The sequence below is a fragment of the Lysinibacillus sp. G1-3 genome, assembly GCF_056322905.1.
On sequence record NZ_JBWHYQ010000012.1, the window covers coordinates 1 to 24,880 of the forward strand.

30 protein-coding genes and 2 pseudogenes are annotated in these 24,880 nt (G+C 35.1%); 20 read left to right on the top strand and 12 right to left on the bottom strand.

The genetic code is table 11. The features are described from left to right. Positions 1-165: 165 nt before the first annotated feature. Positions 166-600 (bottom strand): Lrp/AsnC family transcriptional regulator, encoded by a 435-nt coding sequence (locus tag ACVYAD_RS13910; RefSeq protein WP_349660915.1) that lies wholly within the window; start codon positions 598-600, stop codon positions 166-168. A 153-nt stretch (positions 601-753) separates the two neighbouring features. Between ACVYAD_RS13910 and ACVYAD_RS13915 the strand changes: the two genes are divergently transcribed. Both ACVYAD_RS13915 and ACVYAD_RS13920 read left to right on the top strand, forming a co-directional pair. Then, entirely contained in the window at positions 754-1,218 is a 465-nt protein-coding gene (locus ACVYAD_RS13915) for a VOC family protein (RefSeq protein ID WP_349660914.1), read from the top strand. A gap of 310 nt (positions 1,219-1,528) precedes the next feature. Then, positions 1,529-2,124, top strand: a pseudogene (locus ACVYAD_RS13920) (phosphotransferase); the annotation flags it as partial. 189 nt (positions 2,125-2,313) lie between these two features. Here the strand turns inward: ACVYAD_RS13920 and ACVYAD_RS13925 are convergent. Then, positions 2,314-2,742 carry a HEAT repeat domain-containing protein gene (locus ACVYAD_RS13925; RefSeq protein ID WP_476426844.1) on the bottom strand — a complete coding sequence of 143 codons (429 nt, stop codon included), beginning with the start codon at positions 2,740-2,742 and terminating at the stop codon, positions 2,314-2,316. 345 nt (positions 2,743-3,087) lie between these two features. On the opposite strand from ACVYAD_RS13925, the gene ACVYAD_RS13930 reads away from it, so the two are divergent. From ACVYAD_RS13930 to ltaS, 5 genes are all read left to right on the top strand, one after another. Next, positions 3,088-3,243 carry a hypothetical protein gene (locus ACVYAD_RS13930; RefSeq protein ID WP_169786300.1) on the top strand — a complete coding sequence of 52 codons (156 nt, stop codon included), beginning with the start codon at positions 3,088-3,090 and terminating at the stop codon, positions 3,241-3,243. Between the two features lie 491 nt (positions 3,244-3,734). Beyond that, a complete protein-coding gene (locus tag ACVYAD_RS13935; RefSeq protein ID WP_476426845.1) occupies positions 3,735-4,121 on the top strand; it encodes a YhfM domain-containing protein in 387 nt (128 codons plus the stop codon). Between the two features lie 243 nt (positions 4,122-4,364). Beyond that, positions 4,365-4,676, top strand: a complete 312-nt coding sequence (locus tag ACVYAD_RS13940) for a histidine kinase (RefSeq protein ID WP_349662327.1) — start codon at positions 4,365-4,367, stop codon at positions 4,674-4,676. Between the two features lie 183 nt (positions 4,677-4,859). Then, positions 4,860-5,105 (top strand): cold-shock protein, encoded by a 246-nt coding sequence (locus tag ACVYAD_RS13945; protein WP_349658290.1) that lies wholly within the window; start codon positions 4,860-4,862, stop codon positions 5,103-5,105. A gap of 717 nt (positions 5,106-5,822) precedes the next feature. Then, on the top strand, positions 5,823-7,775 hold the full coding sequence (ltaS, locus tag ACVYAD_RS13950) for a lipoteichoic acid synthase (protein ID WP_476426846.1): 1,953 nt from the start codon (positions 5,823-5,825) through the stop codon (positions 7,773-7,775). 654 nt (positions 7,776-8,429) lie between these two features. Here the strand turns inward: ltaS and ACVYAD_RS13955 are convergent. Next, on the bottom strand, positions 8,430-9,197 hold the full coding sequence (locus tag ACVYAD_RS13955) for a TerC family protein (RefSeq protein ID WP_476426847.1): 768 nt from the start codon (positions 9,195-9,197) through the stop codon (positions 8,430-8,432). A 363-nt stretch (positions 9,198-9,560) separates the two neighbouring features. Here ACVYAD_RS13955 and ACVYAD_RS13960 point away from each other — a divergent pair, with 363 nt between their 5' ends. Then, positions 9,561-9,977, top strand: coding sequence for a DUF2243 domain-containing protein (locus ACVYAD_RS13960; protein ID WP_476426983.1), 417 nt, complete (start codon positions 9,561-9,563; stop codon positions 9,975-9,977). A gap of 12 nt (positions 9,978-9,989) precedes the next feature. Next, complete coding sequence (locus ACVYAD_RS13965; protein ID WP_476426848.1) at positions 9,990-10,787, top strand: cytochrome c oxidase assembly protein; 798 nt, start codon at positions 9,990-9,992, stop codon at positions 10,785-10,787. A 575-nt stretch (positions 10,788-11,362) separates the two neighbouring features. Here ACVYAD_RS13965 and ACVYAD_RS13970 read toward each other — a convergent pair. From ACVYAD_RS13970 to ACVYAD_RS13980, 3 genes are all read right to left on the bottom strand, one after another. Next, positions 11,363-11,470, bottom strand: coding sequence for a YjcZ family sporulation protein (locus ACVYAD_RS13970; RefSeq protein WP_476426849.1), 108 nt, complete (start codon positions 11,468-11,470; stop codon positions 11,363-11,365). A gap of 243 nt (positions 11,471-11,713) precedes the next feature. Beyond that, on the bottom strand, positions 11,714-11,833 hold the full coding sequence (locus ACVYAD_RS13975; protein WP_079561272.1) for a YjcZ family sporulation protein: 120 nt from the start codon (positions 11,831-11,833) through the stop codon (positions 11,714-11,716). Positions 11,834-12,178: 345 nt separating this feature from the next. Further along, positions 12,179-12,289, bottom strand: a complete 111-nt coding sequence (locus ACVYAD_RS13980; RefSeq protein ID WP_349658285.1) for a YjcZ family sporulation protein — start codon at positions 12,287-12,289, stop codon at positions 12,179-12,181. A 473-nt stretch (positions 12,290-12,762) separates the two neighbouring features. Between ACVYAD_RS13980 and ACVYAD_RS13985 the strand changes: the two genes are divergently transcribed. The 5 genes from ACVYAD_RS13985 to ACVYAD_RS14005 all read left to right on the top strand — a co-directional run bounded on the left by ACVYAD_RS13985 (position 12,763) and on the right by ACVYAD_RS14005 (position 15,801). Beyond that, positions 12,763-13,260, top strand: a complete 498-nt coding sequence (locus ACVYAD_RS13985) for a DUF1062 domain-containing protein (RefSeq protein WP_476426850.1) — start codon at positions 12,763-12,765, stop codon at positions 13,258-13,260. Between the two features lie 179 nt (positions 13,261-13,439). Beyond that, complete coding sequence (locus tag ACVYAD_RS13990; RefSeq protein WP_476426851.1) at positions 13,440-14,078, top strand: stalk domain-containing protein; 639 nt, start codon at positions 13,440-13,442, stop codon at positions 14,076-14,078. A 12-nt stretch (positions 14,079-14,090) separates the two neighbouring features. Beyond that, positions 14,091-14,333, top strand: a complete 243-nt coding sequence (locus tag ACVYAD_RS13995; protein WP_476426852.1) for a hypothetical protein — start codon at positions 14,091-14,093, stop codon at positions 14,331-14,333. A gap of 13 nt (positions 14,334-14,346) precedes the next feature. Beyond that, a complete protein-coding gene (locus ACVYAD_RS14000; protein WP_476426853.1) occupies positions 14,347-15,246 on the top strand; it encodes an FAD:protein FMN transferase in 900 nt (299 codons plus the stop codon). Further along, complete coding sequence (locus tag ACVYAD_RS14005; RefSeq protein ID WP_476426854.1) at positions 15,247-15,801, top strand: ferric reductase-like transmembrane domain-containing protein; 555 nt, start codon at positions 15,247-15,249, stop codon at positions 15,799-15,801. A 37-nt stretch (positions 15,802-15,838) separates the two neighbouring features. Here the strand turns inward: ACVYAD_RS14005 and ACVYAD_RS14010 are convergent, their stop codons facing one another. Both ACVYAD_RS14010 and ACVYAD_RS14015 read right to left on the bottom strand, forming a co-directional pair. Continuing rightward, a complete protein-coding gene (locus ACVYAD_RS14010) occupies positions 15,839-17,074 on the bottom strand; it encodes a sensor histidine kinase (protein WP_476426855.1) in 1,236 nt (411 codons plus the stop codon). Continuing rightward, positions 17,074-17,745 carry a response regulator transcription factor gene (locus ACVYAD_RS14015; protein ID WP_476426856.1) on the bottom strand — a complete coding sequence of 224 codons (672 nt, stop codon included), beginning with the start codon at positions 17,743-17,745 and terminating at the stop codon, positions 17,074-17,076. The genes ACVYAD_RS14010 and ACVYAD_RS14015 overlap by 1 nt, the downstream gene beginning before the upstream one ends. Positions 17,746-17,997: 252 nt before the next feature. Here ACVYAD_RS14015 and ACVYAD_RS14020 point away from each other — a divergent pair. Beyond that, a pseudogene (locus tag ACVYAD_RS14020) lies at positions 17,998-18,923 on the top strand (DMT family transporter). On the opposite strand, the gene ACVYAD_RS14025 reads toward ACVYAD_RS14020, so the two are convergent. Continuing rightward, the gene (locus ACVYAD_RS14025) at positions 18,920-19,606 is read right to left on the bottom strand and encodes an ArsR/SmtB family transcription factor (protein ID WP_349658277.1); all 687 of its coding nucleotides are present in this window, start codon (positions 19,604-19,606) and stop codon (positions 18,920-18,922) included. The pseudogene ACVYAD_RS14020 and the gene ACVYAD_RS14025 overlap by 4 nt on opposite strands. 91 nt (positions 19,607-19,697) lie before the next feature. Here ACVYAD_RS14025 and ACVYAD_RS14030 point away from each other — a divergent pair, with 91 nt between their 5' ends. From ACVYAD_RS14030 to ACVYAD_RS14050, 5 genes are all read left to right on the top strand, one after another. After that, the gene (locus ACVYAD_RS14030) at positions 19,698-20,006 is read left to right on the top strand and encodes an antibiotic biosynthesis monooxygenase family protein (RefSeq protein ID WP_476426857.1); all 309 of its coding nucleotides are present in this window, start codon (positions 19,698-19,700) and stop codon (positions 20,004-20,006) included. A gap of 66 nt (positions 20,007-20,072) precedes the next feature. Beyond that, a complete protein-coding gene (locus tag ACVYAD_RS14035) occupies positions 20,073-21,179 on the top strand; it encodes a PA2928 family protein (RefSeq protein ID WP_476426858.1) in 1,107 nt (368 codons plus the stop codon). Between the two features lie 143 nt (positions 21,180-21,322). Beyond that, entirely contained in the window at positions 21,323-21,649 is a 327-nt protein-coding gene (locus ACVYAD_RS14040; RefSeq protein WP_349658273.1) for a PadR family transcriptional regulator, read from the top strand. Beyond that, the gene (locus ACVYAD_RS14045; protein ID WP_476426859.1) at positions 21,639-22,184 is read left to right on the top strand and encodes a DUF2812 domain-containing protein; all 546 of its coding nucleotides are present in this window, start codon (positions 21,639-21,641) and stop codon (positions 22,182-22,184) included. The genes ACVYAD_RS14040 and ACVYAD_RS14045 overlap by 11 nt, the downstream gene beginning before the upstream one ends. Positions 22,185-22,500: 316 nt before the next feature. Then, positions 22,501-23,202 carry an SIR2 family NAD-dependent protein deacylase gene (locus ACVYAD_RS14050; protein ID WP_476426860.1) on the top strand — a complete coding sequence of 234 codons (702 nt, stop codon included), beginning with the start codon at positions 22,501-22,503 and terminating at the stop codon, positions 23,200-23,202. 31 nt (positions 23,203-23,233) lie between these two features. On the opposite strand, the gene ACVYAD_RS14055 is transcribed toward ACVYAD_RS14050, so the two are convergent. Genes ACVYAD_RS14055 through crcB (ACVYAD_RS14065) form a run of 3 tightly spaced genes read right to left on the bottom strand, consistent with a single transcriptional unit; the run spans position 23,234 to position 24,300 of the window. Beyond that, entirely contained in the window at positions 23,234-23,581 is a 348-nt protein-coding gene (locus ACVYAD_RS14055) for a hypothetical protein (RefSeq protein ID WP_476426861.1), read from the bottom strand. A 30-nt stretch (positions 23,582-23,611) separates the two neighbouring features. Beyond that, positions 23,612-23,941: a fluoride efflux transporter CrcB gene (crcB, locus tag ACVYAD_RS14060; RefSeq protein WP_476426862.1), complete on the bottom strand. Its 330-nt coding sequence runs from the start codon at positions 23,939-23,941 to the stop codon at positions 23,612-23,614. Next, entirely contained in the window at positions 23,938-24,300 is a 363-nt protein-coding gene (crcB, locus tag ACVYAD_RS14065; RefSeq protein WP_476426863.1) for a fluoride efflux transporter CrcB, read from the bottom strand. The genes crcB (ACVYAD_RS14060) and crcB (ACVYAD_RS14065) overlap by 4 nt, the downstream gene beginning before the upstream one ends. Positions 24,301-24,880 lie beyond the last annotated feature (580 nt).

Genomic DNA, 24,880 nt, shown 5'->3' on the forward strand with positions numbered 1-24,880 from the left:
TACACCTAAGTTGTAAATTATAACAATAAATTCAAAACACTGTTTGTAAATGAAGTGAAAAAATATTTTCTCTTCATCATGAAATGGCGGAAACCGTTGATACATCAATGTTTATAGAGGGAGTTTAACATAAGTAGGATTCTTTTGTTATTTTGAGAATGGCGCTTATAGTAGAATCCGACTCTCAATCAGGTTTTTCAAGCTGATAAGGGACTTGGATGGTCCGAACTTAATAATAGAATCTTGAAATTGACCAATATCCTCTATGGAAGCAGTCTGAATCTTGACCATGTAATTGTATTCACCACTAATTCGAAACATATCGGTTACAACGGGATTTCGTTCGCAAAAATCCACCAGTGCTTGACATTGCTCTGTTTTAATAAGAAAGAATGCCGTGGTCCCTCGACCTAGTGCCTGATGGCGAAAGGTTGCCGTATAACCCGAGATGATGTCTTTCTCCTCAAGCCTTTTTATTCGTTCCCTTACCGAGGGCTGGGACATGGACACTTCTTTACTTATTTGTGAAATGGAGATACGTGCATTCTGCTGAAGAAGACCCAAGATGTGGTAATCAGTTTCATCCATCCAATGTTCCATATATAATTCCTCCTACTGCATTTTCGAAAATAAATAAAATTAATTGATTTTCGTTATTTTTGGAAAGTGTAATTCGGTAATTTCCTTTTATATTGTATGTATTTCCTTGCAACACTATTCTATACTAAATTCATTAGAAAGGGGAAATTATATTTGAATATCAAAGGTCTTGCTCATATTGCAATTCAGGCAAAAGATTATCCGGCAACAATCCGGTTTTACATTGAAGCATTGGGATTTAAGCGTGGACATCATTGGAGCCTTCCTTCGTTTCAAATCAAGGAAGCTTCGATGCTGATCTCTCCCGACGGCCGAACATGTCTCGAGGTTTTTGATGACGAAGCTATCATTCCAGCACAAGGGAAGAAAGCGCGGTCGGAAGAGGAAGTTGCTTACGGAGCTATGCTTCACCTAGCGTTTTATGTGGAAGATGTCGACAAAGCGTTTCAAACGGCACTTGCCCATGGGGCAAAACCTTGTGTGGAAGCAGACTATCTAACTCTCGGAGAGCCTCCTCTTATTATCAGAAACGCTCTAGTCCACAGTCCTAATGGAGAGGTTATCGAATTTATTCAAGATGTGGATTTTGATATAGAGTCCCATAGTTCAGGGCAGTAGTTCAAAAAGTTAGTGGCAATCTAAGACTTTTTCCTATTCTAGAATGCCACTGTGTTCTTCTTAAACTCCCATGAAAGAACGTAATCATCTTTCATTTTCTATGGTGTAGTGTTGATTTTAAGCGATATGGATGGCTAACGGGTGCGTAATTAAAGAAAAAAGAGTTGCCTAGGCAGCTCTTTTTTCTTTATGGATCTAACAGTGCAAGATAGTGGAATAAGAAATCCTTGTAGTAGTAAGTATATGGTACATTAAATGTAATCAAATTAAAGGGAGAAATTAAATGATAAAAATAGACGTAGATTTAGGTTCGAAGTTAATAAATAGCCAATTTCCAGAGAGGTCTAATTTAGAAATTAAAAATCAATTTGCGAATGAATTGGAGGGGTTTAGTTGAATTACAATCTATTGACGCCAGTGGAGGTCCCATAGCTGGGGAATATAATTTTTATAGAGGCGGTGGTATTGTTGTATACGATGATGAGTGTAGAGATGCCATTAATAATAATGTAACTGCTTTTAATAAAACTTATTGAAGGAAATCTGGGAATTGGCATTAACTTCAAAGTGGGCTGGTGAACCTGTTTGGGTCCACGGTGACATAGCGCCAGGAAATATATTAATTAAAGATGGTAATTACGTGTGGGTATTGATTTTGGGATATTGGGAGTAGGAGATCCTTCTTGTGTTGCTGCAATTGCTTGGACGTTCTTTGATGATAAAAGCAGAAAGGCATTTAAGAATGCATTGAATGTTGATGAAGAAACTTGGAATAGAGCAAGAGGTTGGGCTTTATGGAAGGCTTTGATAACCTACGACTATAATAAACAATCTAACAAAGCAGTTGCGGATGAACAATGTAATAGTATAAACGTAATTATTAATGATTACGAAACTGAAAGATAAAGGCATTAAAATAGAATTTTTACTTCACTAACGAAGACTTTACTTCAAGATGGATTCCACAGCAATCCCGTCTTTTTATTAGTGTTTGTGGAACTTTTTTAATCAAACTTTATTCAAAATCAACAGAAAAAGCCATTCCCTCCACAAGCGAAGAGAATGACTTTCCTTCATAAATCGCAAAACTACTGATTACAGTTTTGCCCAACGTTCCTCTAACCAGTTCATAAATTGTACACCTTTGTCGCCTTCATACGCATCAAAGACATCTAAACGCATACGTTTTAGTTTATCCGCAAAGTCTGCCACTGTATGGTCCTTCGGCAAGCTCTTTTTAACTCGAAGGAAAATTTTGTCTGTTCCTTTGATAATATCAAAACGTGCAGGTGATGGCTTCTCTACGTCCTCGCCAAGCGCCACAAGTGCTTCATAGGCTGCTAATTGCACCTTGTAGACAGTATCATGCTGCATACGATTTTTTAATAAATCTATGATTTTGTCATGTTGATAAGCAGATAACATTTCGACTGCGCCTAAACGCTCTCGCCAGCTAGACGTATAATTGGCCTGTTTTTTTAATGTTTCATACTGCTCAGGTAATGCTGTTTCAAATTGTTTCAAGTAATTGCACCTCTTTTTTTAACTAGAGAAAAAATGAATTCTTCTTCTGCTTCTCTTATTATACGTTGTCTTGGTGAAAATAGCGAAAGAATCGCTGATAAGGATATATAGAGAAAATGGAAACTAACTACATTAAGGTGGACCGTATCATAAGTAGGTACTATTCTTTATTGGATTTGCTTTTCTTATTAAACTAACGGGGTGCTTTGGAATAAGGAGATTTAAAATAATCTGTCTTTTTGGGGTCTCGCCAGATTTATGCGGATTTACAACGTTAAGGGAAGAATTGTGACCAAACGACGCTTTGGAAATGTTAAACTTTAATTACACGAGGGGGGCGAAAAAATGGATTATACTAAAATCTATAATGAGGAACTGATTGCCTTAGTAAAAGAGAAAATAAAGTCAGTCGGTGAAATTAAAGCGGTGAAGTTTTTGAGAGAGCAAACAGGTATGTCCTTAATACAGGCAAAAAAATTTGTAGATTTTTGTAAAGAATAGACATAAAAATTAGAGTCAATAAATTAACCTGTGTTTTATTGCAACAATATCTATAAAGCATACAAAATAAATATAATAAACGTTCCCAAATGAAAGTTTGGAAACACACCAAAAAGGCACGAATGTTGTTAATTCAACGTTCGTGCCTTTTTACGAGGACTATTGTTTTTACAGCTTTTTATGCAAAGCTATATATACAAAGCTACGATAGGACTTTTCGAGATTTTTCAGAGTGTGTTATCAGAATAAAAACCTGTATATAGAGACAATTTATTAAGCTGTATACCAGCATTTTTTATCGTTCCTATACTTCAATTACAGGGGCTATACAACAGCGCTTTTCCGTAATAGGGAAAGCTTCTTTATTCATGGAAAGGGCCATATTGCGGAATAACACCTTTAATAGGCATCTATGTTTATATTTAAAAAGCTTGGAAGATTTGAAACTTTATTCAAAAATTAATGTCCAAATTATTAAAGGGGAGGATATTTTGAAAAAGATATTTTTATTATTTGCAATAATTAATTTGGAATTAGTCGGCTGTTCTCAAGAGCCAGAAACAAAAACAAGCGAACCAATAACTAAAAAGAATGTAGAAGAGGAAGCGTATATTAACACTAAAACGATTGATTTAGAATTAAAAGAATCGGAAGAAATAGCTATCTTTGAAAAGGCAGTAAGAAAATCAAAAAAAGAGCCTGGTGTAGTCAACATAGCAACAGAACCACAGTATCAATTTAGTAGTGGCAAAGAAATTTATTTTCTTTGGATTACAGAGGAATCTGGAACCATCATGAATACAAAAGACACGCACACTATTTACACACTATCAAGTAATTCGGTTAAAGAAGTCTACAAGTTTGTTAATAAAAATTAATTAACGGTTGCATTAGTTGAATAACGATTTCAGCGATCGGGCGCGATTGTGGAAGCGTCTCTGTTCTTATTAAACTCCCATGAAAGAACGTAATCATCTTTCATTTTCTGTGGTGTATTGTTGATTTTAAGCGACATGGATGGCTAACGGGTGAAAGAGTTAAACAATGTGTTGTAGTTGCGGCACCTTTTTCTTTTTGTGCTAACGGGGGAGGGTAGTTTAAGATGAGAATAGGGGTGTAAAATGAAGAAAGTAATAATATTCAATATAATATTTTGTCTACTTGTTATTTTTATTTGTAACACATATTATGATTCTAAATCGAGAAGTGCTGTTGCATATAATTATGCAGCAAGCTATGTTGAAACAAATTACGAAATAAGTAGAGAGAACATACAAGCTGTGGAAATTAATTACCGTAGAGGTATGGGGTTATTTGAAATTCTTCTTGAGGATATATCAACAAAGGAAATTTTCTCGTTTACAGTAGACATTAGAAAAGATTATTCATTGTTCTACTTTGAGGACCATACCAAAATTCATGGGAAGAATTGACGACGTTCAATAAAATAGGCTTATTAATGGGTGCTTTACTTGAAGTTACATTGAGTTGCACAGATTTCTCTTTTTTCTTATTCAAATAAAGATGAAGTTTAGTGCTATAAGAAAGTAATAATAAGGGGGAGAACAGGTAACGAAGTAGTTTAGTTAAAAAAATGAATTGGAGGCCGAACAGATATGAAACGAGAGGGAATTGTTAAATGGTTTAAAGAAGAAAAGGGTTATGGTCGTATCATGCTTGACGGTGAGGATGGAAACCATGTTTATGTTCATTTTAGTTCGATTTTACCTGATAAAGAAAGATTTCTGAATGGATTCAGATTCCTTAAACAAGGTCAAAAAGTATCCTTTGATTTAGTTGAAAACCCAAATTTTACTGACCAAAAGCAAGTTGCAGAAAATGTAATCGTAATTTCTGACTAAAAAATTCTTCATCACTAACGGCCGCTTTCGTTGAATAAGACTCATAATTAACGTCATTTCTATCAATCTTCATTCTAAAGCTACACCCTTTTTATACATACCTTAAAAAATCTTATTAAAAAATGACCGTTTATAGTAGAGAGCTGATATTTGATATGAGCGTTTCTAATGTGCAATAAAAAGAACAGCTGACAATTAAGCTACCTGTTTAAAAATGGTTCTATAAAAGTAAATTATTATTTTGGCGTTCATATTGCTGCTTTTTTATTTTTAATTCTATTTTCTCAGGCTATGAACTATTCAAAAACGCTATCGCGACATATTAATAGTAATGTAAAGCTAACTTAGCCTTACACCTCCGAATTTTGTTACTGAGGGTCACTCCTATCCCAAGTGACCCTTTTTATAGTTTCTTTCTTCAAAGTGTTCAGTAATACTTGTTTATATATATTGAAACTAAACCTTACAAAATTATAAGTTTCATGTCACCAAAATTAAATTGTTAAAATTAAAATTGTGTTTTAAAATTACTATTGTCGGAAATCAAGAGAACATGATTTTTTTGATATTTAATAACTTGACAGAAATCTAAATGGGGAGTAAGCTACATTAGCTGCGAAAAAAGCTATTGTGAAGTAACATTTTTCAATGAAATACTTATAATCTAAATTAATAAGTATCTAGATATAAGTAAGTAAGTTTAAGGTAGGTGTAAAAATGAAAAATTTATTAAGTAAAAAAGATGGCCTTTTAAATAAATTTTTAGGGATATATTTATTAGCTGTTTTAATGTTATGGATGAAAACATACATCGCTCAAACAGCACAATTTAAACTAGGAGTAGAAGGAGTACTTCAACAATTCCTTTTACTAATAAATCCACTAGGTTCCGCAATGCTATTTCTAGGATTGTCATTTTTATTTAGTGGAAAGAGAAAATATACATCACTAGTTGTAGTATACACTCTGATGTCTATTGTTTTATATGCTAATATTGTTTATTACCGATTTTTTAGTGATTTCATAACATTACCTACTGTTACCCAAACGCAGAACTTCGGAGATTTAGGTGGTAGTGTTCTTTCTTTACTAAAACCTTATGATATCTTGTTCTTTGTAGATGTTTTTGTAATGTTTTACCTACGATTCTCAAGAAAAATACAAAAAGAGTCTAATCGTTTAGGATATAAAAAAGCAACGGCAATCATTGCATTTGCATTGGCAATTTCCGTCCTAAATTTAGGACTAGCTGAAGCTGATCGTCCGCAATTATTATCTCGAGGTTTCGATAGAAACTATATTGTTAAATATCTAGGAATGTATAACTATACGATTTATGATTCAGTAGAAACGATGAAAGCATCTTCACAGAGAGCTTTGGCGGATAGTAATGATATTACAGAAGTAATGAACTATACAAAATCTAACTACGCCAAACCTAATGCAGAATATTTTGGTGCAGCAGAAGGAATGAACGTCGTCTATTTACATTTAGAATCATTCCAAAACTTTTTGATCGATTATAAGTTAAACGGTGAAGAAGTTACACCGTTCTTAAATTCATTAGCAAAAGATAAGAATACAATGTATTTTGATAATTTCTTCCATCAGACAGGTCAAGGTAAAACTTCTGATGCAGAATTTATGCTTGAAAATTCTTTATTTGGGTTACCACAAGGATCTGCCTTTATTACAAAAGCACAAAATACGTACCAAGCAGCTCCTAGTATTTTAAAAGATTATGGTTATACATCTGCTGTATTCCATGGTAACAACGGAAGCTTCTGGAATCGAAATGAGATTTATAAATCATTTGGGTATGACAAATTCTTTGATGCAAGTTATTATGATACTGGTTCTACAGATAACATGGCTGAATATGGTTTGCTAGATAAACCATTCTTTAATCAATCTGAAAGTTTTTTAAGTTCGTTACCACAACCTTTTTATACGAAATTAATTACGGTAGGGAACCACTATCCGTATAAAATGAATCAAGACTTAGTAACAATTGATAAAGCTAATACTGGAGATGCAAGTGTAGATAATTATTTCCAAACAGCACGTTATGCAGATGAAGCAATCGAACAAGTCTTCAACCAATTAAAAGAATCAGGCTTATATGATAATACGATGATTGTTCTTTATGGTGACCATTACGGTATTTCAGATAATCATAATGATGCGATGGAGCAAGTCATTGGTAAAGAAATTACACCTTATGAAAATGCTAATTTACAACGCGTACCATTATTTATACATGTTCCAGGAATGCAAGGTGGAGCTAACCATACTTATGGTGGTCAAATAGACCTACTTCCAACGCTATTACATTTACTGGGAATTGATACGCAAAAATTTGTTCAATTTGGTTCAGACTTATTATCAGAAGAGCACGAGGAAATTGTACCATTTAGAAATGGCAATTTTGTCAGTCCTACGATTTATTCAATTAATGAAAAATTTTATGATAATAAAACAGGTTTACTACTAGATGATAGTCAATTAGAGTTTGCGAAAACTATCAAAGATCAAGTAGATCTTAAATTGCATCTATCAGATAAAGTCGTGAATGGTGATTTATTAAGATTCCATAAGCCAACAGATTATACGCCAGTTGATCGTTCTAAGTATAATTATTCCAAAGATGAGGATGTAGAATCTAATTAATTATTGCCATTTGCAAGCATTTCAAGAAGATGAGTTTGATATTAAAGGGTTATATTTTTAAAGAAAAATTAAAAATGTCACATCAGAAAAGCGCGAGAGATCAATGTTTCTAAAATTGATTTCTCGCGTTTTTATAGTTTTGAACCAGTTTTATCCCGACCGTGGTACTCATAATGCATGAACATCAAGAACCTTTTACAGATTTTCTGAACGAGAAAGCCATAGTCGTTTAAAACGAACTCGTTCTTTGATAATGAATTTTTGTGTAAGGTTCGATAGCCTAATTCATGCTAACGGTAAAACAATATGTGTTGTCAAGGAAAGAGCGCTAAACATATCGAACGAGACCAACTTTACGCTCTGGTAACAGTAGCGTAGCCCTAGCTGCTATTTGCACTGGATAGGGAGGGGGAATAATAGGATTCCCCAGTCCTGAGAGCTGTTCAAAACAGAAATGGACTGCGAACGCTTAGTTACTCAGCCATCTTACTGACATGAGTCAGCTTGTCCCTTGAGTGGTGGGAGACTCAATTTTCAGGATTATCCACATGTGAAAATATGCTCATAATCCTAAATGCAAATATTTTTCAAACTAATCTCCCGTTAACTCAATATAGAAAAACTGCTCTGGAAAAGAGCTTCAATTTTGATCTTCTACCCATTTGGTTTTGACTTATTCCTAGGTGCAAACCATCCGATTAGGGCAATACCTACTAATACTCCATAGAAAATCGTAGTCCAGGTAGTACTATGAGGGAAGTGGGGATCTAAAATACCTATATCCTCATGGGAGAGAGTTATTATAGCTAGTTTGACACCAACCCATGCAACTATTGCATATGCTGTTATTTCCAATGCTGGACGTTTTTCAAGTAGTTGCACAAACCATGTTGCAGCGAATTTGATTAGGACAAGTCCAGCAATCCCTCCAAGAACAACAACAATAAATTGCCCTCCATCCATACCTCCAAAATCATCTAGGGGAGAATCGGGAAGACCGAGAGCTAGAGCAACTGCAGCTAGTATTGAATCGATTGCAAAAGCAAGGTCAGCTAATGCAATCTTCCCAACAGTTGGACCAAAACCTTTTCCAGCGACTTCCTTTGCTTTGTCGTTATGAGCATTCTTATTATCTTTCCCAAACAGTGACTTAATGACATGATTTAATCCCAGATAAAGCAGATAGGCTGCTCCTACTGCTTGGATTTGCCAGACGTTCGCAATAAAGGAAATCGCAAAAAGTGCAGCAAATCTGAAAATGAAAGCCAAAAGGATTCCGTAATTTATAGCTCTTTTTTTCTGTTCTTCGGGTAAATGTTTGGCAATAACCGCCAGTACTAGAGCGTTGTCCGCCGATAATAATCCTTCTAAACCTATTAGAATTAGCAATGCCCAGGCATACTCTAACCATATTGACTCCATTAAAAATATCCCCAGCCTTTTAAATATAATGTCAGGTAAAGTATTGATAATTATAGAATTTCCTAATTAGCAATTAAGTATACTTAGAGAATTTTGAAAAAAATACAAACAATGACTGTGGATTTTAAAGAAAATCCACAAATGTGGTTACAGTAAGTGTTGGTGATTTCTATTTTTGGGTAATCTAAGAAGAAATGGATGTAAAATAGAAGGGGATAGAAAACACTTCTGTAAATTGTTTGAATTTCTTAACTTCATGGATAAACTAATAAAAAAACTGAGGTGATTAGGTTGACCATATTAAATAAGAATGAAAGAAATAATCATAAACACGAAAATCGTTTTCATTATGGGCAACAAAATATGTGGACGGGCTTATTATTTGGTCTCGGTTTCGTGGCATTTATAGATGAAGTACTTTTTCATCAATTATTACATTGGCATCATTTCTATGATAAATCTACAGCTAATATTGGATTAGTCTCAGACGGACTATTTCATGCCTTTAGCTTTTTTGCCACGATTGGGTCAGCCTTTTTACTCGCCGATCTTCATCGAAAACATGGATTTTGGTTAAAAAGATGGCTTGGAGGGATTTTTCTTGGAGCAGGAGCGTTTCAACTATACGATGGAATCATTCAGCACAAGTTCATGAAGTTACATCAAATCCGCTACAACGTCGATATTCTTCCTTATGATTTAGTATGGAATGTATTAGCAGCAATTTTAATAGTGATAGGTATTGTTTTACTAATACAAACTAATCAACAAAAGTATTAGGAGGATTCAACTTTGCATTCACATGAAACTTACACCCAAAATTTCTCCATAATTGTACAGCTAATATTAGTTTTGCCGTTTCTTATTTCCCTTATCTCATATATTGTTGCGGTTATTTATTCTAATCAGCATAAAAAAAGATGGTCACGTTCTCGCACATTAAGTTGGATTCTAGGGCATTTATGCGCAATCATTACATTAATCGGTCCATTTGCAGAGCTCACTCACGTTAATTTTTCAGCACATATGATCGGTCATCTATTGCTTGGAATGTTAGCTCCGCTCCTTATTGCTCTAGCGGCTCCGATAACTCTACTGTTGAGATCAATCCCTGTGAAAAGGGCTCGTCTTATTTCCTCCATATTAAAAAATTCTTACTTTAGTTTTATACGCAATCCTATCGTAGCGTCTATTCTTAATGTAGGTGGTTTATGGTTGCTTTATACTACACCACTCTTTACCATGATGCATGAAAGCTCGCTTATATTTATTTTGATTCACATTCATATTTTTCTAGCAGGTTATTTGTTTACCATTGCCTTTATCTATATCGATCCAACCCCACATCAAGTATCTTATGTCTTTCGCTCAATCGTTTTATTAGTAGCTGTAACGGCTCATTCAATATTGTCCAAACATATTTATGCGAATCCTCCTAATCATGTACCTATTGAACAGGCTGAACTTGGAGGTATGATTATGTATTACGGCGGGGATGCAATTGAAATCGGACTCGTTTATTTACTATTTTACCAATGGTTTAAAAGGACAAGAAGTACTATTTATTCACCAGAAACGTTTAGTAATTGATCCTCTTTACTTTGAACATTTTTAAACATGGATACTATGGAGGGATATGATAATTCACTCCTCTTAGAAATTTTAAAAGGGTCACTTGGGATGGAGTGACCCTAAGAAGGAATTCGGAGTGCAAAGCATATTTGCTTTACATTTCTATAATATGATTAGGAAGTTATGTTTCGTAGTTTATTATCTTGAGATTTGAAAAAAACATAAAGACGAAGTAGAAACAGATTTAAAAGTTAGTATGTGAGAAATACTTATGACTGCGATATTGAAATAAGTAGAAGTATACCGAACACGATATGTACGTTTTGAAACAGCTAAATTGGCGTTATTTACATATGTCGTAGTTTGGTACAATCAAAAAGGCTATAGGCTTCTAGCGCCCAAGGACTGCGAGAGTATTTGCCGCGTTACGGCGCTGAACGGCTTTTATATTTCCTTTAAAGTTTAAATTTGTCATCGATAGGGAAAATGTTTAAAGGGTCACCGGAGGATAGTGACCCTTAGTCAAGATATAAAAGGTTAAATTAGTATTACCTTACACTAGTTATGAGCAGTATAGGTGGCGGTATTAGGTATTAATATCTCATGAAACTAGCGCCGACAATAATTAGAAGGATGAATAGAACAACAATTAGCGCAAATGCTGAGCCATTGCCATAGCCATTACCATAGTATTCAGACATAGTAAATCCCTCCTTTCTTATACTTTATACTATGTATAGTTGTCAAAAAGAGTTGCGATATTTATCTTAGGATGCCTTTGTAAAATGTTGAAAAAAATAGATTTAGATGATTAAGAACGTAACATTAGGCGCTGAACATTGGATGAGGAAGTATAAAAGGGCCACTGGAGGATAGTGACCCTTAGTACAGATTTGAAGTTGTAAGGTTAAATTAGTTATGAGCATTAATGGCGGTATTGGATATTAATATTTCATGAAACTAGCACCGACAATAATTAAAAGAATGAATAGGACAACAATTAGCGCGAATGCTGAACCTGTACCATAACCGCCGCCACTTCCACTACCACAATTTTGAGACATGATAAATTCCCCCCTTTCTTTAATTTATTTTATGCATCGTCATCAAAAGGGATATTGATTATTAACTATACAATGCTTAAATATTTATAGAAATGAACGTGATAACACTTGAAATTAAAAGGTGATTAGTAATCATTTCATTTTAACAATATAGTAAATCTAATCGAATTAAATGCTCTTACATGAACATAAAGAAGACAGAGGGATAAATTTTTTCTGAATTCCACACAGAGGTTAATATGATGAAAAGGATCACTTTGGTAAAAGTGACCCTAGAAGAAGGAGTTGTAAGGTTAATTAGCTTAATCCTGTTTTTCTATGCTGTGAACAAAAAGGTTCCGAAGATTAATACATGAAACTAGCGCCGACAATAATTAAAAGAATAAATAGAACGACAATTAGAACGAATGATGAACCGCCATAGCCGCCTGAAGAGCCACCGCAATTGTATCCCATGAAATATTCCTCCTTTCTATTTCTATAATATGTATGGTTATAGAAAGTAAGGGGGTAATTATCCTACTTAAATTTTTTTTAGAATTAGGGCTAGACAATAGGCTAGGTGTGATAAGATTTGCTCTGTGAAGATAAAATATTGAATACCCTTCTAATTGTATATAAATGTAATTGTATAGTAAAATAAGGATAATTCTATTTGAATGGAAAGGATACAGGAGAACACGTATGCCAAACTTTACTTTGTAATGATCAATAAATTGGATAGCATACCCCTCAAAAAACAATGTTTTTTTCAAGGGGGTAGTATGCCCATTTTTTCATTACAAAGGACCCGAGCAACCTTGTGGTCTCAATGTGTCAGGAGGTCCTTGTGCAGGATCTCCTTTTTATTTATTTACGAAATTCCACATTGTACTGCGAAATATCCAAATAGATGCTTGCGTACCTTTATCTTAAGAGGTGAAGGATAAATGTTAAATATTACATTCCGCTGGAAGCTTTCTCAATTACCAGAACGAACTGTCAAGAAGCACTGTAAAATGTGTGGAACATTATCTGTTTTTACGGATACAACTGTACGAAGGCATAACGCAAATGGAAAAAATATTTATCAATATGCAATTTTTAAATGCGAAAACAATCATACTTGGAATAAAAAGTTAACTATTTATAAAACGTTCTCAAAGCATGTTGCTGAAATGGAAGACCAGAAAGAGGATTTTTCAATTTTGTCAACGATTGCGATATCTAGCTTAGCAGAACAAGGAATAAAGATAATACACATTGTACTAGATGATGTGACAGGAAAACATCGAATTGATAAAGTGCTTGCAAACCAAATTGAGGATTGGAGCCGATCAAAGATCATCAAAAAAATTGAAAAAGGTATGATTCAATTAAATGCTCAAATCATTAAACCTAGTTCAAGATTATCAAAGGGTGAATGTATTTCTATTTTCATTGACTAAAAGATTTTAAGTATTCTGATTGGAATCTTGAAATAATTGCCTTATGAACAAAGCCATTTCTAAGTGCAGAGGAATCTGTCAATAGAAATGGCTTTTTGTCTGTAAAAATTTGTTTTAAAAATTCAGTCTCGTATCATTTTTAAAACCTAGAATGAAGATAAAGGAAAGGAGTGTTATAGATGAGGATGAAAAAAATAAGCCTTGTTGTAGTTCTTATATTAGCGGGTTTTTTTACAAATGATGTTGTCGTACATGCAGACGATCATAAACATGAAAAGTATAAAGAATATAAGGATTATAAAGACGACGATGATGACGATGACGATGAGAACTTTTACGATGACGATGAAGAAGAAGGTGAAACTTACTATTTTCAAGATGCTGTAAGTGTACAAGGGACATGGAATATTTGGACACGAACAGTCGCAGCTGATAAAGAAGTATTACCTTTTACAAGCTCCCAAAAGGTTACGTTCAAGGTAGAAGGTACGAATAAGGAGCTGAGCTTTTTTGTAATACCAAAAGACGGGGAATTTTTTGTGCCAGGAAAAGCAATAGCTCAAGTTTTAGGAGCAAAAGCAACCTTTTATAAAGCAAGTAAGATTTTAAATATCCAACATCAAAAAAATGAATTGATTTACCGTGCAGGAACTAACGTTGTATATGATAACAATGTGAAAACACCATCACCTGCACAATCGTTTTATGTGAATGAAGAATTATATATACCTATTAGTACAATAACGAATGGCTTAGGTTATATAGCTGAATGGCAAGAAAGTAACCAAACGTTTGTCTGCCAGCCAATTACGAATTAGGGGGGAAGCACTATGAAAGATCCTAAAAAAGCTAAATGGATATTAGGGGCATCGGGGCTACTTTTATCAGCAGCGATACTATCTCAAATCAACAGCCCAGCAGAAGCCGATTCTACACGCACAAATAATATTCAGGGAGTAGATCAGGGAAATATTACAAAAAAAGAAAAAGAACTAGTACAGCTAGATTGGTCAAACTTTGAAGTGACAAGGCAATCTTCTGGCAAAAGCGAGCGCAAAACGAAAAGAACATAATGGAGTGGGGCGTGTGGATACACTAACTTTACAAATAATGAATACTGAATTTTATATTGCTATGCCAAAAGTGGCTCATTTTGTATGGAAAGAAAAAGCAGAGAATTGGCTTCAATACGTAGCAAAAGAATGGTCAAGATTTCAATCAAATAATGAATTATCACAACTTAATAGTTTAGAAATTGGAAAAACGCTTCGCGTTAGTTCGTTCCTATATGATTGTTTAGTGCAAGCGAATCGCTATTATCAACTTTCTAATGGTTTATTTTCTCCATATCTTAAACGCCAATTAGAACATCATGGCTACCATCATTCTTTCCCATTTGATTCAGCTAAAAGTAAGGCATTTCAAAACAAACTCCTAATGGCAGAGCAACCATTTGAATTTCTAGGCAATGAGCAAATACTGAGGGTGGCACAGCAGGAAATTGATTTAGGTGGATTTGCTAAAGGGTATGCGATTGAAAAATTGGCGAATTGGCTTGAGCAAGAGGTATCGCCTGATTTCGGATTAATAGACGGGGGAGGGGATATGAAAATGTGGTCTTCTGGGGAAAAGACATGGACAATCGGTGTTGCAGATGTCTTGAATATAGACAAGGAAATTAGCTCGATTAAAATGAAAACAGGCGCGATTGCTACATCTAATCGGGTATATCGAAGCTGGATGCAAGGAACAATGAAGAAACATCATGTATTAAATGGACAAACAGGTGAAATCGCCAATACAGAAGTATTACAAGCTTCAGTCGTAACGTCCTCTTTATGTGATGCAGAGGTTGGGGCGAAACTTTGCTTTCTTATGGATGAGTATGAATTGCAGCAATGGTTTGAAAATAATTGTCAACAAAGTGCCCGTTTCATTGTTAAAGATGGGCAAGCAGCAAATTGGAAAATGACAGGGGTGAAATAAATGATCATAAGTACGTGGGGATGGATTCGGTTATTAGGGTTGTTAGCGTATTTTTACTTCACAATTTCCATTATATTTGGTTTGTTGAGAAAATCCTCATTTATTAAATCACATAAAAACTTAATTTATCATATCCATCAAAATGCGGGGTGGCTAGGGTTAATTACCGTAATCGCTCATATGGTAGTGCTTTTAATCGATCGTTATGAGCCTTATAGTATAGTTGGGGTTTTAATCCCTTTCTCAGCTAACTATCGGTCTCTACCGTCGACCCTTGGAACAATCGCATTTTATTTGTTTTTAATGGTCATCATGACATCAGATTTATGGATTCGAACTATGAATCGCTCCTTATGGAAAAAGCTTCACTTTCTTGTGTTACCAGCATGGGTATTATCACTTGTTCACGGAGTGCTTATAGGAACGGATACAGAAATTACGTTGATTAAAATGTTTTATGTAATTTCCGGAGGGGTGACCCTGTTAGTACTGGTTGTAAGAACATTAAGTGGGTTCATGAAAAAAGTAAATTTTCCAATGTTCCACAATAATTAACTAAAATCGGGGCTGTTTAAAAAGCCCCGATTCCTTATTAAATAGGGATTTCAATATGAATTGTAGTGCCTTTGTTTACTGTGCTTGTCGCGTAAATGTTTCCATCGTGTTGCTCTACTATTGCTTTTGCTATGGCAAGACCTAAACCAGTGCCATTTCGTTGGCGAGCAGCATCACTTCGGTAGAACCGCTCGAATACTAAAGGTAATTCTCGTTCAGTCATACCGATTCCACTATCTGCAACAGTAATTTTTACATAGTCTTTATTTTTTAAAAGCGAAAGCGTTATTGTTCCGATATTTGTATATCTTATCGCATTGTCTAGTAGAATATAAAGCAGCTCTTGTATTTTTGAAGCATCGCCTAGCAGCTCGATGTTTTCCTGAATTTCAGAAGAAAACTGTATTTCAGGAGGCGTAATCCTTTGAAATTTCGAGCTTACTTTTTCGAGTAGAGTAGATAGTGGTATGATTTCTTTTTGAATGGGAACCTGCTGCTGATCATGCCTTGCCAAGAACAATAGTTTATCTATGAGTTCCTTCATTGTTTCAGCCTCATCTTTTAAATCCGCAATCAATTCTTTTCCAAAAGGTCTTAATTGATGTGCTTCCTCAATTTCTAAAATTTCTAGCGAACTATAAAAAATACTTAGTGGAGTTCGTAATTCATGAGAGGCATCGGATACGAACTTTTTTTGTTTATCGAACGACCATTGAATAGGAACCATCGCTTTACCTGCTAGATAATAGGCCAGTAGACCGATTAAGACCGTAGAAATACAAGTTAATACTATTAGTAAATACTTTGTCATTTGGAAAAAGTGATGCTGTGACGTCACAGATTTACCAACGATAATATAGCCTACTACAGAATCGTCGTTGAAAATGGGCTTCTTTAGAAGTAGGAAATGCTCTTCCTGCCATTCATAGTGCTGTACGATTTCCTCACTTGGTTTCTTATTGCCAAATGCTTTTTCAATCTGATTCTTCAGTCCTTTGTAAGATTCGTCACCATGGACAAACTTATGATCCTTTGTGTAAATATAGTAAAAAAAATTGCGATTGGGGTCATAACTTAGAGTTTTAGTGTTTGCATGAACATGTTCAAAGAAATCATGCTCTTGCCTACCATAAAAGTCTTCCAGTTCGTTTATTTGTTGATTTTCCATTAATTTTACGAGTGAAAAGTATAGAACAATAACGAAAAGTGAAAATAACAAAAAGTAAAGCGTTGCATACAAATAGGATAAATATTTTTTTGTTTTATGAAACATTAGTCTTCCCTCAGTTTATAGCCAATGCCTCTGATATTTTGAATAGGTGATTTGGATCGACTACCATCAATTTTTTTTCGCACGAGCTTGACTAAAGCATCTAAGGAATTATTCGAAACATCGTAATCGTAGCCCCATATATAAATACAAATTTGTTCTCTAGTTAATACACGTCCTTTATTGATAAATAAATATTCTAACAGTAAAAATTCATTTTTAGTAAGACCCACTACTTCATTATTGTACAAAATTACTCGGGAATCTACATTCAGCTGTAATTGATCGATCTGAATGACCTGTTCTATTACTTTATCTTTTCTTCGTAGTAATGCACGAACTCTTGCTAAAAGTTCCTCTATTTTAAATGGTTTTATTATGTAATCATCTGCGCCACTATCAAGTCCTTTAATAATGTCGTCTGTGTCGTCCTTCGCAGTTAGCATTAAAATACTACCATTGAATCCAGTGCTTCGTAGCTGTTGGCATACTTGAATGCCACTAATGTAAGGCATCATCCAATCTAAAATAACGAGATCATATTTCTCAGTAAGCGTCTGGTCTAGCGCTTCCTGCCCATTCTCCGCTTCCGTCACATTGTGAAATTCTTTCTTTAATATATGAACGATATTTTTTCTTAATCGTGCATCATCTTCTGCTAGTAATATTTTCAAGGCAGCTTCCTCCTAATGATTATATTCTGCTAAGTATACGTATAAAAAATGAAATGAAACTGAAAATGTTCCTTTCGCTTTTACTTTATTAAAACTTATGTATTCCATACTTCGATAAGAGTTGAAGTTTTTCCTGTCTATAATGTCCTTAAACAAAGATTATCACAATAACGTGGGTTTGATTTCCGTTTTTATATATGTCATCCCAGACTTTTAGTGATGATCAATAATCATAGAAATAGGAGGACAACAATGAATATTTATAAATTCATAGCATTATTAGTTTTGACAACATTTCTAATGGGGTCTTCATTTGCCATTGTCAAATTGGGGTTGCCGTACGCATCTCCACTGTTATTGGCTGCACTCCGCTTTATACTAGCAGGGATGATAATGGGTGTCATCGTAATCGCTTTAAAAAGGCCTCATCCGACTTCGAAAGAAGGCTGGTTTAAAATTCTAACTATAGGGGCATTTCAAACTGCTGGTGTAATGGGCTGTATTTTTTTAAGCTTACGTACAATTACGGCGAGTGAATCCTCTATTTTAACATTTACGAATCCTTTGCTTGTAGTCATATTTGCTACTATATTTATGAAGGTGCGTTACCGATTGTATCAATGGTGTGGTGTTTTGTTGGGGATTATTGGTGTTATGATTACAATGGGCGCACAAGTTGAAATTAAAATTGGAATTATTTTCGGCATTCTTTCGGCCGTATTTTGGGCCATTGCGACACTACTAGCAAAAAAATGGGGTGTGTTATTTGATACATGGGTGCTATCAGCCTATCAAATGCTTTTTGGTGGTATATTACTTTTATTGCGAGCTTCGTGTTAGAACAACCATTTTTTACTGTAAATGTTCATTCTTTATTTATTTTATTTTGGCTCAGTGTTTTCTCGTCAATTGTTCAATTTGCGGGCTGGTATTATCTTTTGCAAAACAGTGACCCTGGAAAAACGAGTGCCTTTTTGTTTTTAGCTCCTTTTTTCGGTGTGTTAACAGGTTGGGTACTATTAGATGAACCTTTAAAACTATCGTTAGTTGTCGGAGGGCTGTTTATTATTGCTGGTATCTATTTAGTGAACCGTAATTTTGCAGCTAAATCTAATAAAAATATTCGCGGTGAGACTTTGAATGTTAGCCTTCCCGCGAAAGAAGATAGACCATTTTAAATTTCAAATTTAAAAACTTCTTTAAAGCCTGCTCGTCCTTTTTCAGTCACTTTAATGGCACGAATAGCTGGGACACGAGTCACCCATCCCAAGCTTAAAAAATGTGTCAGCATTCCTTCACCAAGTGCGCCAGCTAGATGATAACGTCGTTCACTCCAATCTAAACATGCATGGGAAAATGATCGACGCTTTCTTTTTAAATCATCTAAATCAAGACCGAAATCCGTAAAAAATTGTGCGCCTTCAGCTGTTATGAGAAACTGTTTTTCTTCTAGTTTTAGAAAACCAGCGTTAAGCAATGATTCTGTTAATTGAACGCCTAGTTTACCAGCTAGATGGTCATAGCAAGTTCTTGCATCCTGTAGTAATTTCATTTGACTTGATTGTTTTAAAGAGCGTACTTCAGGTGGTGGAGAAATCGCTAGGAAGGATTCTAGTAATTGTGCAATTTCTTCGCCGGCTAATTGAAAATATCGATGACGACCTTGTTTCTCTACTTTAACAAGTTTACCTTCTACTAACTTAGCGAGATGAAAACTAGCAGTCTGAGGTTTAATAGCAGCCATATAGGCTAATTCACTGGCAGTATGAAAACGACCATCCATCATACTAGCAAGCATCGTAGCTCTTGAAGTTTCTCCAAGAAGAGAACCAATTTCAGCCATGTTTGGATTAATACTCATTCGTCACGATCCTTTCTGCATTCCACATTTCGATATTCATAAAAGTATTTATCGTTTACAATAATACATATTTAGGAAGGAGTAAATAATTATGAAAACATATTATGCTGTTATTTTTACATCCCAACGGACAGACGAGGATGGAGAAGGCTATGCGAATATGGCAGAAGTTATGGATGAATTAGCACAAAAACAGCCAGGTTTTCTTCGTATAGAAAGTGCTAGAAATACCGAAGGGAAGGGGATTACTGTATCGTATTGGGAATCACTAGAGGCTATTCAAGCATGGAAAGAAAATTCAAAACACTTAGTTGCACAGCAATTTGGAAAAGAAAAATGGTATAAGCAATATAATGTGGAAATTTGTAAGGTCATAAAAGATTATTCTTTTATAATGTAATTAAAGGCAGGGAACTTCAATACTATTATTTCAAGTATAGAAGGAATTAATTGAGGAGGAGGAGAATTGGACAATTTTTTTCAACGATATATTGATTCGTGGCGTTTTAATGGTTGGCTAGTCCACGATATCTTTTTAGGCGTTATCATTGGCGTTGGACTTTTATTTGTATTGTATGTTTTGTTTAAACGCCGACTAAAAGCTGCGTTTGTCATAACTTTTATCCTTTATACTTTTTTGGGTAATCTTTTGATGATTGTTTTTGGCTTAGCTGGTCGAAGCTTCCCAATCAATTCCGAGTCTCCTATTTATACAGATGATGCACAGAAAATTGCCGTCCAAATGGTTGAAGGATCTGAAAATAACGGTACAACTAATGGGATTACTCAAATTATTTCACATCATCAACTAGTAGCAATTAATTTGCAAACAGGTGAAAAACAGTGGTCCAAATATTCTTCAAGTAAAGAGGCACTAATTGGCCATTTCATGGGAGGACTTCTTATTCATCATCGTGACGGTGAGTACGGGAATCTTTCATTATTAGATATACACACGGGAAATGAAAAACTATCTAAAAAGGAATTTGCGAAAAAACACAAACAATTAATAGATGTTTTAAATAATGGTTCGCATACCATAGTCTTGTTGCAAAATAATCTTTATTTAGAGGGTGTCGATGGGAAATTTTATCGCTTTGATGGCAACAAATTAATGGAAGATAATAAAGCAGAAAAATATCTTTCTACAAAGTTTTTCATAGAATCCGATATTCCAGGTTATTTTGCTTCGCATAATCAACCGCTAGAGGATTACGAAGAAGTTCGAGAATTTAGTAGTCATGTATTGGCTGAACCTGCTATTCAAACATACAAGAATCTAGAGCCGGCTGTATTAGATGTGGATCTGCAACAACGAACAGCCATTGTATCCTATCGACAAACGAAGCGAGAAAGTGCAGACCGTATTGTATTACTTTATGATATGAAAAACCATCACATTTTGTGGGAAGAAAATATAGGTGTTGTGAATACTGAGCAAAAAAATCCGGGTGTTCGTACATTAGAGAACTATTATGCGATTCAAGCAGGAGATGAGTTTCTATTGTTAGATAAGAACACGAAAAAAGTAATGTTCAGATATCATCTACGGTGGAATCGCCCCGTTCGGTAAAAATTAAAAAGCATGTATTATTTATCCCCTCCAAGTAATGGCTTGCGGGGATTTTTTTATTTTGGATCAAGGTTGCTCAATATATCAAAAAATGATATATTATTTTACGATATATCACTTTTTGATATATTGGAGGTGTAATAATGAAATCATTAGAGCAGTTAACAGATTCTGTTTTTTATATTATGGCTGCCTTAACTGAGCCGAGACATGGCTATGCGGTCATGAGTTTAATTGAGGAAACGACAAAGGGTACTTTCGTAGTTGGTCCAGCATCCCTTTATACAATTATAAAAAAACTAGTAGCTGAACAGCTTATTCAGCTACACGATGATTCAGATTCTCGTAGAAAGGTCTATGTCTTAACGGATAAAGGTCGTAAAATATTGCTCGAAGATATTGAACGAAGAAAGACTATGATTCATTTGGCAGAGCAGGGATTACAAAGGGGGAAAAATAGTGCGAAATAAGAGATATATGCCATCAATTGGTTTAGCTTTTTCTGAGGCACGCGATATGAAAAAAATAAGCGAAAAAGCGGCGAAGGGCTGGCATTTAAAAAGATTTCGATTTGCTGGCTACGGGCTAGAAAAGGGTGAGCCAGAAGAAGCTGTTTTTAGTATTGATTATCGTAAATTACGGAAAGATGAAGAAGAGGAGTATTTTACACTATTTGCTTACGGTGGCTGGACGCATGTATGCTCAAGCGCTAACATGCATATTTTTAAAGCAGCTCCAGAAACGACACCTATTTATAGTGATGCAGAGTCTTCTATTGATAAATTAGTTCGTCTTGCAAAGTCTGTAAATCTAGTAGCATCAATTGCTCTTGCTATCACTTTGGTCTTGTGGATATTTATGATATTTGCCTCTGGGACAATTCAACATATTGCAGAGCAAGGATTTACATATTCCATTATATTTACTGTCCCAGCGCTCATGACCTCTGGTGGAGTTTACTATCATATGTGGAAAAACCTACGATTAAAATCGAAGCATATATAAAGTAAGAACAGCTGATGCTTTTCAGCTGTTTTTTTATGGCCGCCGTATAGGAATCTCAGAACGACGGAAAGCAAGGTCTCAACGAAGGAAAGAAGTCTCGGAGCGACGGAAAGAACTCGGGCACCGACGGAAAGAAACCTCAAGGTGACGGATAGAAATAGCGTCGACGGAAAGCAGGGGAGAAATAGCTACACTGAACTACAGGAAAAACTGATCTGTTGTCGAAGTATTAAGTTATCGTGTTTTTTGTGAAAATGAAAGTCCATACAATGACCTATACATCTTATGGTGATGCCAAGGATGGGGGGAGGAAAATATGACAATTGAACTTTTAAGTGAGTGGTTACAATCATCAAACAGCACGGTCATTTTAACGGGTGCAGGTATGTCAACCGAAAGTGGAGTTCCAGATTTTCGATCGACATCTGGCTGGTGGAAAAATATTGATCCTCGAACAGTAGCTACTACAGAAGCATTGGCACAAAATTATTCATTGTTTCATGAGTTTTATAAAATGCGCATAGAAAATTTGGAAAAGGTAGCACCGCATGAAGGCCATCAAATTTTAGCTGATTGGGAAAAGCGAGGGATTGTATCGTTAGTTGCTACGCAAAATGTTGATGGTTTTCATCAGCTAGCAGGAAGTCAAATGGTAGAGGAGTTACATGGTTCGATACGCTCCATTCGTTGTCATCGCTGCGAGAAAGCTGCTCCAATTGAAAGTTTCTTACACAAAGAGAGTTGTGTACATTGTGGTGGTAAACTACGCCCTAATGTAGTGCTTTTTGGAGAAAACTTACCGCAAGTGAGCTGGAACAATGCAATGGAAGCAATCAGAGCAGCGGAGCTTGTTCTTGTTATCGGCACGAGCCTTGAAGTGTATCCTGTCAATCAACTTCCAATGATGACAAAAGGAAAAACTGCTTATATTAATTTAGATATTGCGCACCATGCAGTACAATTTGATTTAACAATTGAAGGAAAAGTAAAAGAAGTGTTGCAGCAATTGCCACTTTAAAAGGAGGCGCCCTTGAGACATCAAGAGGCGCCTAAAACATTTGTGGTAAAAATTCGGTCATAAAGCGTTGATTTTTACGTAGCCATATTTTTAAAATCATACGGTGTGTTAGTAGTCGTTGTCTTTTTTGTGGTCTAGCTTTCGCCTCTATTAAACTTTGTAGAAGAGTGGATGTTTCAGTTGCTAATGTTTGAGGATCAACGAGGACGTCAAGTTTATAATCAATTAACTGAGCATCCTGGACCTTTGCAAGTAATTGTGCAAAGCGGGTATTCATTTCTGGAAAGTTTTCTTCTAGTTCTAAGTCGATTAAAGAATATAATGTTTGTTCAATTTCAGCTTCGAGCGCTTGTAATTGTTCAATAGATGGCTGTGTCAAAAAATCACCTCTAGTATGTCATAAATGCTGCTACACAAGGAAAAAGCCAAGTGTAGCGAAAAGTAAACCGAATAAAACAGTAGTGCATATATATATAATCACTTGCTTCCATTTTTTCTGTTCCAAGAGCTGCAAACATTCAAAACCAAATGTTGAAAATGTCGTATAGGCTCCTAAAAAACCAAGCCCAATAAACTGCCAAATCCAATCACTTGGCTGTATTGCAAATAGAAGGCCCAGTGCAAAAGAACCTGTTATATTAATGAAAAATGTTGCCCATGGGTATGTATGAGCAATCAATTTTCCAAGATAAAATCTCGTTAATGCCCCCAAAAACCCACCAATACCAATAACTATCATACGCTGCGCCCCTTCGCAAGTCTAAATCCTAGCCATGCACATGCTAAACCGCCAAAAACACTTACTAAAATATAAAGAATAGCTAGTAGCCACTTACTATCTTGCAAAAGTAATAGCGTTTCTAAAGAAAAGGTCGAAAAGGTTGTAAAGGCACCTAAAAAACCAGTGCCAATTCCTAAAATAATAGGCGTACGCTTTGTAAACATAGTAAATAGCCACGCTAAACAAAAGCAGCCAATTAAGTTCATACAAAGTGTTGCAATTGGAAAACCACCTGTATTTTGAAATGCTTGACCAAGGTTAAATCGACAGATGGCACCCAAAAACCCGCCGATCCCAACAGCTAAAAATGATTTCAAAGTAAAGACTCCTTACTAAAATGTCTATATTGAAAAGTGTATCATGAGAGAATCCATTTAGATATATTTCTATAGTTATATGGAATCAAATATACTAAAAAGAGTTAAAACCACATAATTTTGACCTCTTGAAGCGATAAAGTTTAAAAGTTAGGTGATAAATAAACAAAGTTAGTTGGTCTCGCTTAATTCATTGCTTTAAAGCGCTAATTATTTCCTGAAAAACGTAAAAAATAACAGTGAGTTAGTTGACAAATATTTCTAAGATGTGATAATCTTCAAGAACACTATAACAAACTTAAGTAAAGGAGGGCATGACGATGTTAATTTTATCAGTATCATTTCAAATAACAACTGCATACATTGTCCATGTCTTCTAACATTTTATTTTACATTGCAATAAAAGGCATGGGTTACTCCTTGCCTTTTATTAAGAGACACATGCTCTTTTTTTGGGTATGTGTCTTTTTTGTTGCAAAAAAGGGTTGTAGTGAACATGAAGAAGGAGTGTATGTGTATGCTAAACGAAGTACAAAGAATGATTTTCATCAAGGTATTTCTGGATAGTGGGTAGCAAAGC

Excerpts from the sequence above, each read along its gene's own strand:
- ACVYAD_RS14025 (WP_349658277.1), bottom strand. The coding sequence starts at position 19,606 with ATGAGTATTAATCCAAACATGGCTGAAATTGGTTCTCTTCTTGGAGAA.
- ACVYAD_RS14050 (WP_476426860.1), top strand. The coding sequence starts at position 22,501 with ATGACAATTGAACTTTTAAGTGAGTGGTTACAATCATCAAACAGCACG.
- ACVYAD_RS14005 (WP_476426854.1), top strand. The coding sequence starts at position 15,247 with ATGATCATAAGTACGTGGGGATGGATTCGGTTATTAGGGTTGTTAGCG.
- ACVYAD_RS13975 (WP_079561272.1), bottom strand. The coding sequence starts at position 11,833 with ATGTCTCAAAATTGTGGTAGTGGAAGTGGCGGCGGTTATGGTACAGGT.
- ACVYAD_RS13980 (WP_349658285.1), bottom strand. The coding sequence starts at position 12,289 with ATGGGATACAATTGCGGTGGCTCTTCAGGCGGCTATGGCGGTTCATCA.
- ACVYAD_RS13960 (WP_476426983.1), top strand. The coding sequence starts at position 9,561 with ATGTGGACGGGCTTATTATTTGGTCTCGGTTTCGTGGCATTTATAGAT.
- ACVYAD_RS13945 (WP_349658290.1), top strand. The coding sequence starts at position 4,860 with ATGAAACGAGAGGGAATTGTTAAATGGTTTAAAGAAGAAAAGGGTTAT.
- ACVYAD_RS13970 (WP_476426849.1), bottom strand. The coding sequence starts at position 11,470 with ATGTCTGAATACTATGGTAATGGCTATGGCAATGGCTCAGCATTTGCG.
- ACVYAD_RS14010 (WP_476426855.1), bottom strand. The coding sequence starts at position 17,074 with ATGTTTCATAAAACAAAAAAATATTTATCCTATTTGTATGCAACGCTT.
- ltaS (WP_476426846.1), top strand. The coding sequence starts at position 5,823 with ATGAAAAATTTATTAAGTAAAAAAGATGGCCTTTTAAATAAATTTTTA.
- ACVYAD_RS14040 (WP_349658273.1), top strand. The coding sequence starts at position 21,323 with ATGAAATCATTAGAGCAGTTAACAGATTCTGTTTTTTATATTATGGCT.
- ACVYAD_RS13990 (WP_476426851.1), top strand. The coding sequence starts at position 13,440 with ATGAGGATGAAAAAAATAAGCCTTGTTGTAGTTCTTATATTAGCGGGT.
- ACVYAD_RS13955 (WP_476426847.1), bottom strand. The coding sequence starts at position 9,197 with ATGGAGTCAATATGGTTAGAGTATGCCTGGGCATTGCTAATTCTAATA.
- ACVYAD_RS13985 (WP_476426850.1), top strand. The coding sequence starts at position 12,763 with ATGTTAAATATTACATTCCGCTGGAAGCTTTCTCAATTACCAGAACGA.
- ACVYAD_RS14030 (WP_476426857.1), top strand. The coding sequence starts at position 19,698 with ATGAAAACATATTATGCTGTTATTTTTACATCCCAACGGACAGACGAG.
- ACVYAD_RS13930 (WP_169786300.1), top strand. The coding sequence starts at position 3,088 with ATGGATTATACTAAAATCTATAATGAGGAACTGATTGCCTTAGTAAAA.
- ACVYAD_RS13995 (WP_476426852.1), top strand. The coding sequence starts at position 14,091 with ATGAAAGATCCTAAAAAAGCTAAATGGATATTAGGGGCATCGGGGCTA.
- ACVYAD_RS13910 (WP_349660915.1), bottom strand. The coding sequence starts at position 600 with ATGGAACATTGGATGGATGAAACTGATTACCACATCTTGGGTCTTCTT.
- crcB (WP_476426862.1), bottom strand. The coding sequence starts at position 23,941 with ATGATAGTTATTGGTATTGGTGGGTTTTTGGGGGCATTAACGAGATTT.
- ACVYAD_RS13940 (WP_349662327.1), top strand. The coding sequence starts at position 4,365 with ATGAAGAAAGTAATAATATTCAATATAATATTTTGTCTACTTGTTATT.